Raw genomic sequence first — 14792 nt, 5'->3', positions numbered from 1 at the left:
TCAGCTTGTCATTTCTTCCAGTAAATTAACCCGCGACCGGGGCCTTGCCAAAAGGCCGCGCATCCATCGGAATATCGATCAGGAAGGTCGTGCCCAGCGTCGCCGTACTGGTGACGATAATGCTGCCGCCATGGCTTTCCGCCACCCGGCGTGCGTATGGCAGCCCGACGCCCCAGCCGTCCTTGGTGCACTTGCCGCCGCGTGCGCGGCGATAGACCTGGAAGATCGATTCCAGGTCTTCGGCCGGAATCGGTTCGCCTTCGTTGTGCACCGACAGCTGCACGCGCAATTCGTCGCACGTCACCCGCACCACGATGGGCGTGCCCGGCGCCTTGTATTTGATGGCATTGCCCAGCAGGTTTTCCAGCGCACGCTGCAGCGAGGCGCGGCACCAGTGGCCCACCGCCGATTCAAATTCGACCAGTACTTCAACGCCGCTGCGCTCGATTTCCTGCTGCGCCACTTCGTAGGCCAGCAGGGCGAGATCGAATTCCTCGATATGCAAGGGCAGCCGTTCGCCGCCTTCGAACACCATGCAGTCCAGCAGGTCGCGCGTCATGGTTTCGATGCGCTGCGCGTTGGCCACGATGCGTTCGGCAAGGCGGCGGATATCTTCGCTCGGCGCGCGCGTCTCGATCACCTGCGCCGCCACGCTGACGTTGGACAGCGGCGTACGTAAATCGTGCGTCAGCGCGGCGATGAACTGTTCACGCAAGGCCGACTGGATCAGGGCAAAGGCCGTCACGCTTTCGCGAATGGCGCTGTCGATTGAGGTGTCGATCGCTTCGCGCTGGTCGTGCGAGAGCTGGATGCCGCCCTCGCGCAGCATGCGGAACAGCACCTGGCGGAACAGCTGGTACTCGCGAATCAGGGTGGTGGTGTCGTAGCCGGTCAGGCGCGCGCGCTCGCCGCCGTGCTCTTGCGCGATGATCGCCACATCGACCCCGCTGGCCTGGTAATACTCGTGCGTCAACAAGCGCGCCAGGTTCTCGTAGAACGCTGGCAGCGTGTTCAGCAAGATGGGATCCGGGAGATCGCCAGCCTTGCATAGCTTCTCCCGAACGGAGCGGCTCCACGCATCGATCACCTGTTCGCGCAGGGCCAGCATCGACTGCGATGCCGAAGATAAACTGACCTCTGCCATGAGTTCTCCCGAATGTGAATTGCCATTCGAAAGAATGTGACATCGATACTTTCGTGTCAACTGTGGCGCAGATGCCCTCTTTGATTGACAAGTACAAAAGCGCCGCACAGACGGGTCGGCGCGGACGGAGAGCCCGCGACCAGGTGACCTTCAGTTACAAAGCGTTGCGTTCTTGCAGCTTATTTGAGCCAGCCGCGGCGGCGGAAGTAGAGCAGCGGCGCCAAGGCGCTGACCATCATCAGGCCAACGGCCCACGGATAGCCCAGGCTCCACTTCAGTTCCGGGAAGACTTCGAAGTTCATGCCGTACACCGACGCGATCAGGGTCGGCGGCAGGAAGGCGACCGAGGCCACCGAGAAGATCTTGATGATCTTGTTCTGGTTGATGTTGATGAAGCCGACGGTGGCATCCATCAGGAAGTTGATCTTGTCGAACAGGAAGGAGGTGTGGCCGTCCAGCGATTCGATGTCGCGCAGGATCTGGCGCGCTTCTTCGAACTGGTCGGAATTGAGCAGGCGGCCGCGCATCAGGAAGGACACTGCGCGGCGCGTGTCCATCATGTTGCGGCGGATGCGGCCGTTCAAGTCTTCCTCGTGCGCGATGGCGCTCAGGGCGTCGGCTGCATCCTTGTCGGTAAATTCTTCCTGCAGCACGCGGCCCGACACTTCTTCCAGGTTCTGGTAGATGCCCTCCAGCGCGTCCGCCGAATATTCGGCGTCGGTGGCGTACAGGTCGAGCAGCACGTCCATGTAGTCGGCGATCGAACCGGGACGCGAGCGGGCGCGCATGCGCACCAGACGGAATACGGGCAAGTCGTCGGTGTGGACCGAGAACAGCATTTTCTTGGCAAGGATGAACGCCACCGTCACCACGCGCGAGGGGCCCTCGTCTTCTTCCAGCAGGAAATCGGTGCGCAGGTGGAGGTCGCCGTTTTCCGCCTCGTAGTAACGGGCGGAGGCTTCGATGTCCTTGACCTCGTCTTCGCCGGGCAGGATCACGCCGTAAATGGATTTGACCCAGGCGCGTTCGTCTTCTGTCGGATCGGTCAGGTCGACCCAGACCGGTGCCACTTTCTCAAGGTCTTCGCGCGTCTCAATAGGCACCTGGTTGAGCCGGCCATTTTGTAAAACGAAAACATTGATCATAGGCAATCTCAGCCGGACAGGGGGGTGTAGAGCGCGGGTTCTAAAAAACTTCGCAAGTGTACCCGCAAAGGGGCTTGCGGGGCCAGTCCTGGTGATGCATTTTTTTAAACCGGTGGATCAGTGCCAGACCCGGCGGGTCAGACACTTGATACGCGGCCGCCGCCAGCTAGTGTCAGACCCTGCGGGTCTGACACAGGTTTACCGGTTTAGCGGGTCGCCTGCTGAATCGCCCGCTCCGAAGCCGTCGGCTGCGTCTCCGGCGCCGGCTTAGGTGGAGCCTTGGGCGCCTCAAAGCCCTTGGTATCGTGGATCTCGATCACCTTCCCCTGATCCCCGCACTCGGCATTGGAGATCACCGTCTTGCCATGGATGACGCATTTGCGCATGGGAGCAGGCGGCGCCACCTGCGACACCACCGGCGCTGCCACTGCAGCCGCCTTCGCCCCCACCTTTTCGAGCCCCTCGGCAAACAGGTTGCGCTCGTGGCGCATCGAGATCAGCGCAAACGCTGCCGCCGCGCCCAGCACGCCCATCACCACAGCCACAGCAATCAAGCTGATTCCACTTTGATATTTTTTCACGGAAGCTCCGCCGAATTCATACGTTGCATGATGACGCCGGCACGCCGCGCCAGGTAGGACGAGTCGCGATGGGCATCGAAATATTTAGGCCGTGGCAGCATGACCGCCAAGCGGGCCGCCTGCTCCGCCCCCAGTCGGGAAGCCGGGATCCGGTAATAGTAGCGTGCCGCCGCCTCGGCGCCGTAAATGCCGCGGCCAAATTCCGCCACATTCAGATAGATCTCGAAGATGCGCCGTTTATCCATCAGCATCTCCAGCATATAAGTGATGATCAGCTCCTGGCCCTTGCGCAGGTAGCTGCGCGAACCTGACAGGAACAGGTTCTTGGCCAGTTGCTGGGTGATGGTCGAGCCGCCATGCACCTTGGTGCCCTTCTTCTTTTCCTGGTTATGCTCGTAGGCCTTTTGCATGGCCTCCCAGTCCACTCCTTCATGTTCGGCGAAGTTGGCGTCTTCAGACGCAATCACCGCACGTTTCAGGTTGACCGAGATCGCCGAATACGGAACCCACATCTGCTTGACCCGTGCCTTCGGATCCGTCTCCTGCATGGCCGCCTGCTGTTCGCGCATGAAGGCCGTCATGCTCGGGTTATGGTCGACCCACCACCAGATCTGCACGAAGAAATACAGCTGCACCGCGAGCAAGATCGCGACTGGAACGATCACGAACCATTTCAGCTTCTTCAATTTGTTCATAGCTTGGCGCGCAGCTGCGCCAGCACCTCGGCCGTTTGCGGGCGCACCCCGCGCCAGACTTCGAAGGCCTCGGCAGCCTGTTCAACCAGCATGCCCAGGCCGTCGCGAACGGCGGCGCCGTGGCTGGCGGCGAACTCCATGAAGACGGTTGGCTTGGCGCCATACATCATGTCCAGCGCCAGCGCGCCCGGTACGAAGGCCGATGCCGGCACCGGAGGCAGGTCGGAGCTCAGGCTGGCCGAGGTGGCGTTGATGATCACGTCAAAGGCGCCGGCAATATCGGTAAAGCCGCAAGCGGACAGTACGCCCGGTCCGGCCAGCGCGCCAAACTGCTCGACCAGCGCTTGCGCGGTGGCGACGGTACGGTTGGCGATCACCAGCGCTGCAGGACGGTGTTCAAGGATAGGCAGCACCACGCCGCGCGCGGCGCCGCCGGCGCCCAGCAGCAGCACGCGCTTGCCGGCCAGCGGCACGCCTGCATTCTGCACAATATCGGTCACCAGGCCGGCGCCATCGGTGTTGTCGCCGGTGATGCTGCCGTCGGCGCCGAACACCAGGGTGTTGACTGCACCAGCAGCCTGCGCCCGTAAGGTCAGCGCGGTGGCCAGCTTGTGCGCCTCCAGCTTGAACGGGACCGTGACGTTGGCGCCTTTGCCGCCGGCGGCGATGAACGCTTGCACGGCAGCGCCGAAACCATCGAGCGGCGCCAGCCACTTCTCGTAGCTCAAGGACTGGCCAGTTTGCGCCGCATAAGCAGCATGGATTTCCGGCGACTTGCTGTGGGCAATCGGGTTGCCGAAGACGCAGTACTTATCCATCACTGCACGCCGCCGGTCAGGTCGGCTTCCATCTTTTCCTCGCGGGTGAACTTGAAGGTGGTGATGATGACCCACAGGTCGTCGCGGTCATGCGACAGCATATTCGGCGGGAATTTGCCGAACGGCGCGGCGCGCCGCACGATATTGATGGCCGCCGCGTCCAGCGCCGGGTTGCCCGAACTGCGTTCGATGCGGATGCCGCCATCCTTCATGTAAATCGTGCCGTCCATGAAGATCGGGATATACAGCACCAATTGGCCGTACATCTTCTTGCCGTTCATCTGCGGGAAATTCAGGGTGCCGATTTCTTCCACGCGGCGCTGGAAGGTCTTGTAGTACATGGCGTAGCCCACTTCCTTGGTGCTTGGCGACAGGAAGGTCTTTTTCGGGCGCTTGTTCTGGTCTTCGATGGTCTGGGTGATTTCAGCCATGCTGCGCGCCATCGCCTTGCTGCTTTCGATCAGGTCCGCGCCGGTACGGGTCGGGTCGGCCTGGTTCTTGTCCGTCACCGGCGGTGCGGAAAGCGTGCTCTTTTTCGCCTGGGTCAGCAGGTTTTTCTGGCGCTCTTCCAGCTCCTTGATATAGCGCTGGGCGGCCTGGATGCTTTCGCCAGTTTCCATGCGGCGCATATCGGGCAGCGGCGATTTGGCGCGGCCGGCGTCGGCGTTGCCGCCGCCATCAAGGTTCGCTTGCGCCAGGGCGTCGGCCTTCAGCGGCTTGGATGAGTGCTTGGCGTTGACCAGGATGACTTCCAGGCCAGGGTCGGTTGGTTCTACCTTGAAGGCCTTGGGAGCGACGAAATGCACCATCAGCGCCACGGCGTGGACCGCCACCGAAACAGTGGAAGCGATGACAAGGAACTGGTTTTCTTTGAAATACTTCACGCGCTGAATTCTAGAATGATGCTTTTGAGAATCTTGGATTCTACGACAAACCGGCAATTCGGTGTCTGAGCCATGGGGTCAGACACCCGTTACGCGGCGGCCGCAGGGCGGGTGCCTGACCTGCGGGTCAGGCACCGGCGTACTGGTTTACTGCGGCCCTGGCTCCGTCACAACAGCCTCACTGGCCAGCGAGGCCTCCTCCGCATCCACCTCGGTAGGCTGCGCCGGATCAGCCGGCGCCTCCTCCTCATCCAGTTCCGGCTCAGGCTCCGAAGGCAAGGTAATCGACCCTTCCTGCAAGCGCGTTTCGATTGCCAGGTCCACCTCATCCCAGCGCAGCACATCGAGCTTCACATGTGACCCGCGCGCAACAGAAGGCATGCCCGGCATGCGCACGATCAGCGGAATCTCGGACAAACGCAGCACCTCATCCTTCAACACCACTGCCTCGACTTCCTTGGCATTTTCCTGCCCCAGCCAGCGCAGGCACCAATAGCGCTCCATATTCGACTGGAAGTCCGCATAGGCCGCATACGCCGCATCAAACGCCGACACGATCGCAAACAGGTTCGCATCCTTGTGCTTGAACGGCGCCACCATCGGCGCCGTCACGCCATGCGAAGCGCAAGCCAGGATCTGCCACTGGTTGACCAGGTCGGTATAGCGGCGCAGCGGCGAAGTCGACCAGGCATACTGGTCCACGCCCAAACCCTGGTGCGGCGCCGCCTGGGTCATCATGCGCACCTGCATCTTGGCCGCCCAGCCGCCCACGCCCTGCCCTTGGGTACGGTAGATCCCCGGCACGCCATGGTCGTGCATCAGCTTGCCCCAGGTGGAATTGGCGAAGATCATCAGCTCGGCCACGATCTTGTCCAGCGGCGCACCGCGCTTGCGGCGGGAAATGGTGACGACGTCGTCTTCCACATAGAAGTTGAAGTCGACGCGGTTGTTCTGCTCCGGCTTCAGGCCAAACGCCTCGCGCTTGACCATGCGGCCCGCTTCCAGGTGCTGGGCCCAGCCCCACAGCAGGGTCAGTTCGGCCTTGCGCGGATAATCGCCCTCGCCGCTGGCCAGGGTCTGCTCGTTCACCAGCTCGTCCAGCGTGTTGTGGCGCAGGTTGTTCGCGATCGGCACCAGTTCGGCCTTGGTTTCGGTGGAAATCACCTTCCAGTCGGCCGGATCCAGCACCGCGTACAGCGACAGTGCCGGGCAAGTCTTGCCTTCGGCCAGGGTGAAAGCGTCGACAATCGCGTCCGGCAGCATGGTGATCTTGTCGCCGGGCATATACACGGTGGACATGCGGCTGCGCGCGATCTTGTCGATCGCATCGTCCGGCTTGATGCCCAGGCCGGGCGCGGCGATGTGGATACCCACGCGCACCTTGCCATCCGGCTGGTGCACCACGGAGAAGGCATCGTCGATTTCGGTGGTGGTCACGTCGTCGATGGAGAACGCTTCAACCGCCGCAGTCGGCAAGCCGGCCGGCGCTGCAGGCACCGGCAGCTCCGGGAAGCCGTGGCCCTTCGGGAAATTCTCGAACAGGAATCTCGCCATATGCAGGTCCTTCGGCGACTTGATGCCGCCGGCCGACAGCATCAGGCGCGCCGGCGTGGTGTGCGCCTCGTTCGCCGCCTGCTCCAGCGCCTTGTATTCAATCGTGTTCTTGTCCGGCTTGAACAGCAGCTGGCTGACGATGTTCTGCATCGAAGCCGGCAGGGTGCCCGCCTTCAGCTCCGCGGCATACTGGCCCTGGATGATGGCTTGCTGCTTTTTCTTCTCGATGCCGGCCAGGGCCGCCTTCAATGTCTGCTCCGGCGCTTTCTTGTAGCGGCCACGGCCCTTCTTATGGAAGTAGATCGGCGCCGCGTGCAGGCTCAGGATCAGGCCGGCAGCTTCCGCCGGCTGCGGGGCATGGCCGAAATATTCGGCGCCCAGCTCGGCAAAGCCGAATTCCTCTTCGCCCGCCACTTCCCACAGGAAGTCCAGGTCAACCTCTGCCGCGATGGCCTTGGCCTGCTCCATCAGCTCAGCCGGCGACGGCTTGTCGAACTGCAGCATCACATCCTTGGTTTTCACCTTGTTGCGCTTGCCGCTCGCCATTTCAACCTGGTAGGCCTCGCCTGCCTGCGACAGCACGCTGCCTACTTTGAAATCGCCGGATTCTTCAAAAAATACATTCATCGATCATTCGTCCTCTGCAGCTTGAGCACCGGGGGCAGGAAGACCTCGGTCACAAGCAAAGTTCCTTCGTGGCGCTGGTACAGGCAGCGCCGTGCATACAGTAAAGCGTCATCCGGCACCTCCGCCCCGTGGACGCTCAAGGCGGCACGGGCGCGCCGCGCCAGCGGATGGGTCGCGCGCAGGCGCGCAAATTGCAGTTCGCCGCGCCGCACCTGCGGGTCGCCGAACAGGGTACTGCCGAGCGAACGCTCGCCCAGGGCGCTGAACAGCGGCCAGTCCGAAGCATCGGCCGACATCGGCACCACGGTGTGCGCGAACACCACAGGCGTATTATCACACCGCAGCAAGACCTCCCTCTCCCACACGCGGCCGGGCCGGTGGTAGCCGATGATATTGGCTTCGTCGGCCAGGCAGATCGCGGTGTCCTGGTGCAGCAGCTGCACGCGGAACGCGCCGCTATGCGCTTTCAATTTATTGGTCAGCGAACCGCCGCCGGTCAGCCAGTGGCGGTAAGGGTGCGGCGGATTCGTGGCGAGCACGTGACCGTGCCAGTTGGCCTGGCGCAGCGATTGGCCTTTCATCGGGTTTCGCCCGCGATGCCGCAAAAATCGAGGACTTCAGCCAGGTAATCGGCGTACTCGCTGATGGCATGGTCGCTGCCCTGCACGACTTTCTGCCTGGCGCCCGCATAGTGGGCCACCATGTCGCGGTAATCCAGCACTTCGTCGCCGGTGCAGGCGATCAGGAAGTAGCGTTCGGGCTGGCTGGCTTGCGGCACGGCCAGCGCGCGCAGCTCCTCTATATATTCACGCTTGAATTCGAACGGCTCGTCCGAGTGGTAGGCGGTGGTGACGCCAATGTGCTGGTCCAGGTCCAGCATCGGCACCACGGCGGGGTTCAGCAGGACCGCGCGGCAGCCCAGCTTCTCGGCCATCCAGGTGGCGTAGTAGCCGCCCAGCGAAGAGCCGACGATGGTCAGTTCATGCGCCGGAATGCCGGCCACCAGGCCGCAAGCCAGTTCCATCGCCAGCCTGGGGCTGGCCGGCAGCTGCGGACAAATGAATTCCGCGCTGCGGCCAAGCTGCGCCATCCGCTCCCCGGTCAGCCGCGCCTTCATCGACAGCGGCGAGGAACGGAAACCATGCAGGTACAAAATCATGCCTTCAGCGCCTCCAGCAATTTCTGGTGGACGCCGCCGAAGCCGCCGTTGCTCATCACGATAATATGGTCGCCCGGCTTGGCTGCCGCGACGATCGCTTCCACCATCAGGTCGAGGTCTTCGTAAGCCGAGGCGATTGCGCCCATCGGCGACAGGGCTTCGCCCAGGTTCCAGCCCAGGGCTTGTTCGCTGCCGAAGCCGAATACCAGGTCGGCCTCTTTCAGGCTGCCGGGCAGCGCGTCCTTCATGGTGCCCAGCTTCATGGTGTTGGAGCGCGGCTCCAGCACGGCCAGGATGCGGGCCGCGCCGCCGGCTGCGCGCAGCTTCTGGCGCAGGCCGCCGACAGTGGTTTCGATGGCGGTCGGGTGGTGGGCGAAGTCATCGTACACGGTGACGCCGTTGACGGTGCCGCGCACTTCCATGCGCCGCTTGACGCTCTGGAATTGACCGAGCGCCTCGGCGGCGGCTTTAATCGGCACGCCCACATGGCGGGCGGCGGCAATCGCGGCCAGCGCGTTGTAGCGGTTATGTTTGCCGGTCAGCTCCCACTTCACGGTAGCGGCCTTGGCGCCCTTGAAGATGACGTCGAAGCTGCCGTCGGCATGTTCGTGCAAGGTCCAGTCGGCGCCGGCGGCGCTGCCGAACAATTCCTTCTCGCTCCAGCAGCCGCGTTTCAGCACGCGCTGCAGGCTCGCTTCGTCACCATTGGCGATCACGCGGCCGATGCCGGGCACGGTGCGCACCAGGTGGTGGAACTGGGTTTCGATGGCACCGATGTCCGGGAAGATGTCGGCGTGGTCGTATTCCAGGTTGTTCATGATCGCCGTCTTCGAGTGGTAGTGCACGAACTTGCTGCGCTTGTCGAAGAAGGCGGTGTCGTATTCGTCGGCTTCGATCACGAAGAATTCGGAGTTGGCGCCGGGGCCGCTCAGGCGCGCCGAAATGCCAAAGTTCTGCGGAATGCCGCCGATCAGGAAGCCGGGCGCGTAGCCGGCGTGCTCCAGGATCCAGGCCACCATGGCCGACGTCGTGGTCTTGCCATGCGTGCCGGCGACGGACAGCACCCATTTGTCTTGCAGGATATGGTCGCCGATCCATTGCGGACCGGAGATCATCGGCAGGTTGCGGTTCATGATCTCTTCGATCAGCGGATTGCCGCGCGAGACCACGTTGCCGATGACGTAAAGATCGGGGTTCAATTCCACCTGCTCGGGGCCAAAACCCTGGATCAGTTCAATGCCCTGGGCTTCCAGCTGCGTGCTCATCGGGGGATAGACGTTGGCGTCGCATCCCGTTACGCGGTGGCCGGCTTCTTTTGCCAGGACGGCAAGACCGCCCATGAAAGTGCCGCAAATGCCTAGGATGTGGATGTGCATGGTGGTGATAGAAAAGAATCAAGAGCCGGATTTTACCTGATTAAAACTGGAAATTCGGGGTCTGACCCAAGGGTCCGCCCCTGTCTGCTCAACTACCGCTCGCTCGCGGCCCGGAGACCGTACTGGGTCTGACCCTTGGGTCAGACCCAGGTTTACGGGGTTTTAGGTATGATGCAATCATGAACCCCCAGATCAAAACCGAAATCGCCGCCGCCGCCGCCCGCATGATCGCGCAGGACGGCGCCGACTACGGCAGCGCCAAACGCAAAGCCGCCCGCCAGATATTAGGCGAGTCGCAAGCGCGCGACCTGACCGACGCCCTGCCCGACAACGAACAGATCGAAGAAGAAGTCCGCCTATACCACGCTTTATATAACGCCGACACCCACCCCGCGCACATATTCAAGATGCGCGGCCTGGCTTTGCAAGTGATGGAAATGCTGGAACAATACCAACCCTTCCTGACCGGCTCCGTGCTGCACGGAACCGCCGGCATGCAAGACGACATCCACCTGCAAGTATTCGTGGACAGCGCCAAGGAAGTGGAAATTTATCTATTGAACAAGAACCTGCAAATCGAGATCTCCGAATCGCCCCATTTCCGCGGCCCCCGTTTCGAGGATGTGGAAACGGTCAGCTTCATGTGGAAGAACGCCGGCGTGCACGTCGAACTGTATGAACAGGACGACCTGCGCGGCGCCAGGAAGAAAAGCGGCGATAAACCGCTGCGCGCCGACATCTCCGAATTGCGCACGATACTGATCAACAGCCCCCATCCAGCCCAGCAATGAAAAAATTCGCAACATACACCGTGGTCGCCGTCCTGTTCCTGGGCGCCGGCGCCTGGTACGGCACGCACCAGAAGCAAGCTGACGCCCCCATCACCACCACCGCCCCGGCTGGCATGGCCAGCCCGGTCACCGCCATGATGGCCGAGTCCTTGCCAAATGAGAAAGGCGTGAAGGAAGCGCTATCAAAATACCAAGGCAAAAACCTGCTGGTGAATTTCTGGGCGCCATGGTGCGCGCCATGCGTCGAAGAGATGCCGGAGTTGTCTGAACTGCAAAAATCCGCGCTTGGCAAAAAGATCCAGGTGATCGGAATCGGCATCGATTCGCCATCCAATATTGCAGAATTCACACAAAAGGTGAAAGTCGCCTACCCGATCTATGTGGCCGGAATGAGCGGCACCGAACTGTCGCGCAACTTCGGCAACACCCAGGGCGGCCTGCCCTTCACCGTCCTTATCGGCGCTGACGGCACAGTGAAAAAGACCTACCTGGCACGCCTGAAATTTGACGACCTGAAAGCCGACCTGGCGGCCTTAAACTAGCGGAAGAACGTCGTCGAACGACCGTTCTATTAACTTCCGCCAAGCTATTTTCTCTTGCCAATGCTTGTAGATGGCGGCAAAATGCGGAACTTTCGCAGAAAATGGTCAGGGAATCATGGCAAGACACCTGCTGCTTCTTAATGGCCCCAACCTGAATTTGTTGGGGACGCGCGAGCCTGAAACCTACGGCGCCAGCACGCTGGCAGACGTGGAACAGGCAGCGCAGGCACAAGCCAAAGCAGCCGGTGCACAGCTCGCCTGTTTCCAAAGTAACCACGAAGGAGCGTTGATTGACCGCATCCACGCAGCCCGAACCGAGGGCGTGGATTTCATCGTGATCAACCCGGGAGGCTACACCCACACCAGCGTCGCCTTGCGCGATGCCTTGGCCGGCGTAGCGATCCCATTTATTGAAGTACACATTTCGAATATTTATCGGCGGGAGGAATTCCGCCACCATTCCTATCTCAGCGCTATCGCACAGGGGACGATTTGCGGGCTTGGTATCGAGGGATATCGTCTCGCCATCGACTTTGCCTTAAAAAGCAGTTAATCTACCGCGATCTGCGCGCATCTAACGCGATGGCGTCCATAAGGCGACTTCGCAGAAACCATCAACATAATAGATAGAACAAGGGAGCCAACAACATGGATCTACGCAAGCTGAAGACGCTGATCGACCTGGTAGCAGAGTCGGACATCGCTGAACTGGAAGTGACCGAAGGCGAAAGCAAGGTTCGCATCGTCAAGTCCGGCGGCGTCATGCCGAACCAGGTCATGATGATGCCGCCGCAAGCGCCAACCCATTACGCACCTGCCGGCGCTCCAGTCGCCGCACCGGTCGCCGCGCCTGCCGCCGCCGCTCCAGCTGCCGCCGAACCAACCGGCCACGTTGTGAAGTCGCCAATGGTCGGCACTTTCTACCGCGCTTCCGCACCTGGCAACCCAGCCTTCGTTGAAGTCGGCGCCACCGTGAAAGAAGGCGACACCCTCTGCATCATCGAAGCGATGAAGCTGCTGAACGAGATCGATGCCGACAAGTCCGGCACCATCACCCAGATCCTGGTCGAAAACGGCCAACCGGTCGAATTCGGCCAGCCACTGTTTGTGATCGGCTAAAGCCGGGCCATGGCCGCTGTGGACAACCAGGCGGCCAGCACACTCACATCCCACACCGAATCTGCCATGTTTGAAAAAATCCTTATTGCCAATCGCGGCGAAATCGCCCTGCGCATCCAGCGCGCGTGCCGCGAACTGGGCATCAAGACTGTGGTCGTGCACTCCGAAGCCGACCGTGACGCCAAGTACGTGAAGCTGGCCGACGAATCCGTCTGCATCGGCCCTGCGCCTTCGGCCCAGTCCTACCTGAATATGCCGGCCATCATTTCCGCGGCCGAAGTGACCGACGCGGAAGCGATCCATCCAGGCTACGGCTTCCTGTCCGAGAACGCGGACTTCGCCGAGCGCGTGGAGAAATCCGGTTTCGTCTTCATCGGCCCGCGCGCCGAATCGATCCGCATGATGGGCGACAAAGTGTCGGCCAAGCAGGCGATGATCAAGGCCGGCGTGCCTTGCGTGCCAGGTTCCGACGGCGCCCTGCCGGATGACCCGAAAGCCATCGTGCAGATCGCACGCAAAGTCGGCTACCCGGTGATCATCAAGGCGGCGGGCGGCGGCGGTGGCCGCGGCATGCGCGTGGTGCACACCGAAGCTGCCCTGCTGAACGCGGTCACCATGACCAAGTCGGAGGCCGGCGCCGCCTTCGGCAATCCGGAAGTCTATATGGAGAAGTACCTGGAGAACCCGCGCCACGTGGAAATCCAGATCCTCGCCGACGAACACAAAAACGCCGTCTGGCTGGGCGAACGTGACTGCTCCATGCAGCGCCGCCACCAGAAGGTGATCGAGGAAGCACCGGCGCCCGGCATCCCGCGCAAGCTGATCGAAAAGATCGGCGACCGCTGCGCCGAAGCTTGCCGCAAGATCGGCTACCGCGGCGCGGGCACCTTCGAGTTCCTGTACGAAAACGGCGAGTTCTATTTCATTGAAATGAACACCCGCGTGCAGGTTGAACACCCAGTGACCGAAATGATCACCGGTATCGACATCGTGCAGGAACAGATCCGCATCGCCTCCGGCGAAAAGCTGCGCTTCCGCCAGCGCGACGTGATGCTGTCCGGCCACGCCATCGAATGCCGTATCAACGCCGAAGATCCGTTCAAGTTCACCCCGTCGCCAGGCCGCATCACCGCATGGCATGTACCGGGCGGCCCAGGCGTGCGCGTTGACTCGCACTCCTACTCGGGTTACTTTGTACCACCGAACTACGATTCGATGATCGGCAAGGTCATTACCTACGGCGCAACCCGCGAGCAGGCGATTCGCCGCATGCAGATTGCACTGTCGGAAATGGTTGTTGAAGGCATTTCGACCAACATCCCGCTGCACCGCGAGCTGATGGTTGATGCGCGCTTCATCGAAGGCGGCACTAACATTCACTATTTGGAACAACGTCTGGCAGAAATGCCGAAGGCAGGTAAGTAATAAAATGAGCTGGACTGAAATCGTCATCGAAGTAGCCCGTGAACACGCTGAGGCCCTGTCCGAAGCGCTGATGGATGCGGGCGCGCTGTCGGTGTCGGTGGAGGATGCCGACGAAGGCACCGACGCCGAAAAACCCCTGTTCGGCGAGCCGGGCATGGAGCCGACCGAAGCGGCATGGGATCATAGCCGCGTGGTCGCGCTGACCGATGACGAGGAAGACCAGGCCCTGATCGTGGCGGCTGCCGCTGGCGCGGTCGGGCTGGCTCACCTGCCCAAGTTCACCACCCGCAAGGTGGAGGACGCCGACTGGGTGCGTTTGACCCAGTCGCAATTTGAGCCGATCCACATCGGCAAGAACATCTGGGTCGTGCCAAGCTGGCACGAGGCGCCGGATCCTTCCGCGCTGATCCTGGAACTGGACCCTGGCCTGGCCTTCGGTACCGGTTCCCACCCGACCACCAAGCTGTGCATGGAGTGGCTCGAAAGCCATCCGGCTCCGGGCAAGTCCGTGCTGGACTACGGCTGCGGTTCGGGCATCCTGGCCATGGTGGCGCGCAAGCTGGGCGCCACAATCGTGGCAGGCGTGGATATTGATCCACAGGCTATCGTGTCGGCCAACGACAATGCGGTGCGCAACCGCGTGGAAGACATCCAGTATTTCGTGCCGGATGATTTCGCGGAATCGTCGTTCGCCTCGCAGCGTTTCGACATCGTTGTCGCCAACATCCTGTCCTCGCCGCTCAAGCTGATGGCGCCGATGCTGTCCGGCCGCGTGGCGCCGGGCGGTTCGCTGGTGCTGTCCGGCGTGCTGGCGCGCCAGGCGGAAGAAGTTGCTGCGGCCTACGCGCCGTTCATCAAGCTGAGCGTCTGGGCTGAGCACGAAGGCTGGGTGTGCCTGTCCGGCACGCTGGCATAAGGTAATCTTCCCGACT

Annotated in this window: 16 protein-coding genes; 6 read left to right on the top strand and 10 right to left on the bottom strand. The window is 61.7% G+C overall.

The window, feature by feature from the left end:
* Positions 1-25 precede the first annotated feature (25 nt).
* From GM658_RS06840 to mpl, 10 genes are all read right to left on the bottom strand, one after another.
* Positions 26-1144, bottom strand: a complete 1119-nt coding sequence (locus tag GM658_RS06840; RefSeq protein WP_155453269.1) for a sensor histidine kinase — start codon at positions 1142-1144, stop codon at positions 26-28.
* A 179-nt stretch (positions 1145-1323) separates the two neighbouring features.
* Complete coding sequence (gene corA, locus GM658_RS06835; protein WP_155453268.1) at positions 1324-2289, bottom strand: magnesium/cobalt transporter CorA; 966 nt, start codon at positions 2287-2289, stop codon at positions 1324-1326.
* Positions 2290-2495: 206 nt separating this feature from the next.
* On the bottom strand, positions 2496-2834 hold the full coding sequence (locus GM658_RS06830; protein WP_371865057.1) for a DUF4124 domain-containing protein: 339 nt from the start codon (positions 2832-2834) through the stop codon (positions 2496-2498).
* 32 nt (positions 2835-2866) lie between these two features.
* Positions 2867-3565 (bottom strand): monofunctional biosynthetic peptidoglycan transglycosylase, encoded by a 699-nt coding sequence (gene mtgA, locus GM658_RS06825; RefSeq protein ID WP_155453267.1) that lies wholly within the window; start codon positions 3563-3565, stop codon positions 2867-2869.
* Positions 3562-4383, bottom strand: coding sequence for a shikimate dehydrogenase (gene aroE, locus GM658_RS06820; RefSeq protein ID WP_155453266.1), 822 nt, complete (start codon positions 4381-4383; stop codon positions 3562-3564). The genes mtgA and aroE overlap by 4 nt, the downstream gene beginning before the upstream one ends.
* Positions 4383-5267, bottom strand: coding sequence for a TonB C-terminal domain-containing protein (locus GM658_RS06815; protein WP_371865050.1), 885 nt, complete (start codon positions 5265-5267; stop codon positions 4383-4385). Before GM658_RS06815 ends, aroE begins: the two co-directional genes overlap by 1 nt.
* A gap of 147 nt (positions 5268-5414) precedes the next feature.
* Positions 5415-7448 carry a ribonuclease catalytic domain-containing protein gene (locus GM658_RS06810; protein ID WP_155453265.1) on the bottom strand — a complete coding sequence of 678 codons (2034 nt, stop codon included), beginning with the start codon at positions 7446-7448 and terminating at the stop codon, positions 5415-5417.
* The gene (locus GM658_RS06805) at positions 7445-8029 is read right to left on the bottom strand and encodes a chorismate--pyruvate lyase family protein (RefSeq protein WP_155453264.1); all 585 of its coding nucleotides are present in this window, start codon (positions 8027-8029) and stop codon (positions 7445-7447) included. The genes GM658_RS06810 and GM658_RS06805 overlap by 4 nt, the downstream gene beginning before the upstream one ends.
* Positions 8026-8607, bottom strand: a complete 582-nt coding sequence (locus GM658_RS06800; protein WP_155453263.1) for a YqiA/YcfP family alpha/beta fold hydrolase — start codon at positions 8605-8607, stop codon at positions 8026-8028. Before GM658_RS06800 ends, GM658_RS06805 begins: the two co-directional genes overlap by 4 nt.
* Positions 8604-9983 carry a UDP-N-acetylmuramate:L-alanyl-gamma-D-glutamyl-meso-diaminopimelate ligase gene (gene mpl / locus GM658_RS06795; protein WP_155453262.1) on the bottom strand — a complete coding sequence of 460 codons (1380 nt, stop codon included), beginning with the start codon at positions 9981-9983 and terminating at the stop codon, positions 8604-8606. The genes GM658_RS06800 and mpl overlap by 4 nt, the downstream gene beginning before the upstream one ends.
* Before the next feature lie 179 nt (positions 9984-10162).
* Between mpl and GM658_RS06790 the strand changes: the two genes are divergently transcribed.
* From GM658_RS06790 to prmA, 6 genes are all read left to right on the top strand, one after another.
* Positions 10163-10774, top strand: a complete 612-nt coding sequence (locus tag GM658_RS06790; protein WP_155453261.1) for a hypothetical protein — start codon at positions 10163-10165, stop codon at positions 10772-10774.
* Complete coding sequence (locus tag GM658_RS06785; protein ID WP_155453260.1) at positions 10771-11316, top strand: TlpA family protein disulfide reductase; 546 nt, start codon at positions 10771-10773, stop codon at positions 11314-11316. Before GM658_RS06790 ends, GM658_RS06785 begins: the two co-directional genes overlap by 4 nt.
* A gap of 115 nt (positions 11317-11431) precedes the next feature.
* The gene (aroQ, locus tag GM658_RS06780) at positions 11432-11869 is read left to right on the top strand and encodes a type II 3-dehydroquinate dehydratase (protein ID WP_155453259.1); all 438 of its coding nucleotides are present in this window, start codon (positions 11432-11434) and stop codon (positions 11867-11869) included.
* A 95-nt stretch (positions 11870-11964) separates the two neighbouring features.
* Entirely contained in the window at positions 11965-12435 is a 471-nt protein-coding gene (accB, locus tag GM658_RS06775) for an acetyl-CoA carboxylase biotin carboxyl carrier protein (RefSeq protein ID WP_155453258.1), read from the top strand.
* A 66-nt stretch (positions 12436-12501) separates the two neighbouring features.
* Complete coding sequence (gene accC, locus GM658_RS06770; RefSeq protein ID WP_130310437.1) at positions 12502-13860, top strand: acetyl-CoA carboxylase biotin carboxylase subunit; 1359 nt, start codon at positions 12502-12504, stop codon at positions 13858-13860.
* A 4-nt stretch (positions 13861-13864) separates the two neighbouring features.
* Entirely contained in the window at positions 13865-14776 is a 912-nt protein-coding gene (gene prmA / locus GM658_RS06765; protein WP_155453257.1) for a 50S ribosomal protein L11 methyltransferase, read from the top strand.
* Positions 14777-14792: the final 16 nt, after the last annotated feature.

The sequence above is a fragment of the Massilia eburnea genome (genome assembly GCF_009720745.1).
Taxonomy (GTDB): Bacteria; Pseudomonadota; Gammaproteobacteria; order Burkholderiales; family Burkholderiaceae_D; genus Rugamonas; species Rugamonas eburnea.
The sequence above is the reverse complement of the archived record's forward strand: the minus strand, read 5'-3'. Positions and strand labels throughout refer to the sequence as shown.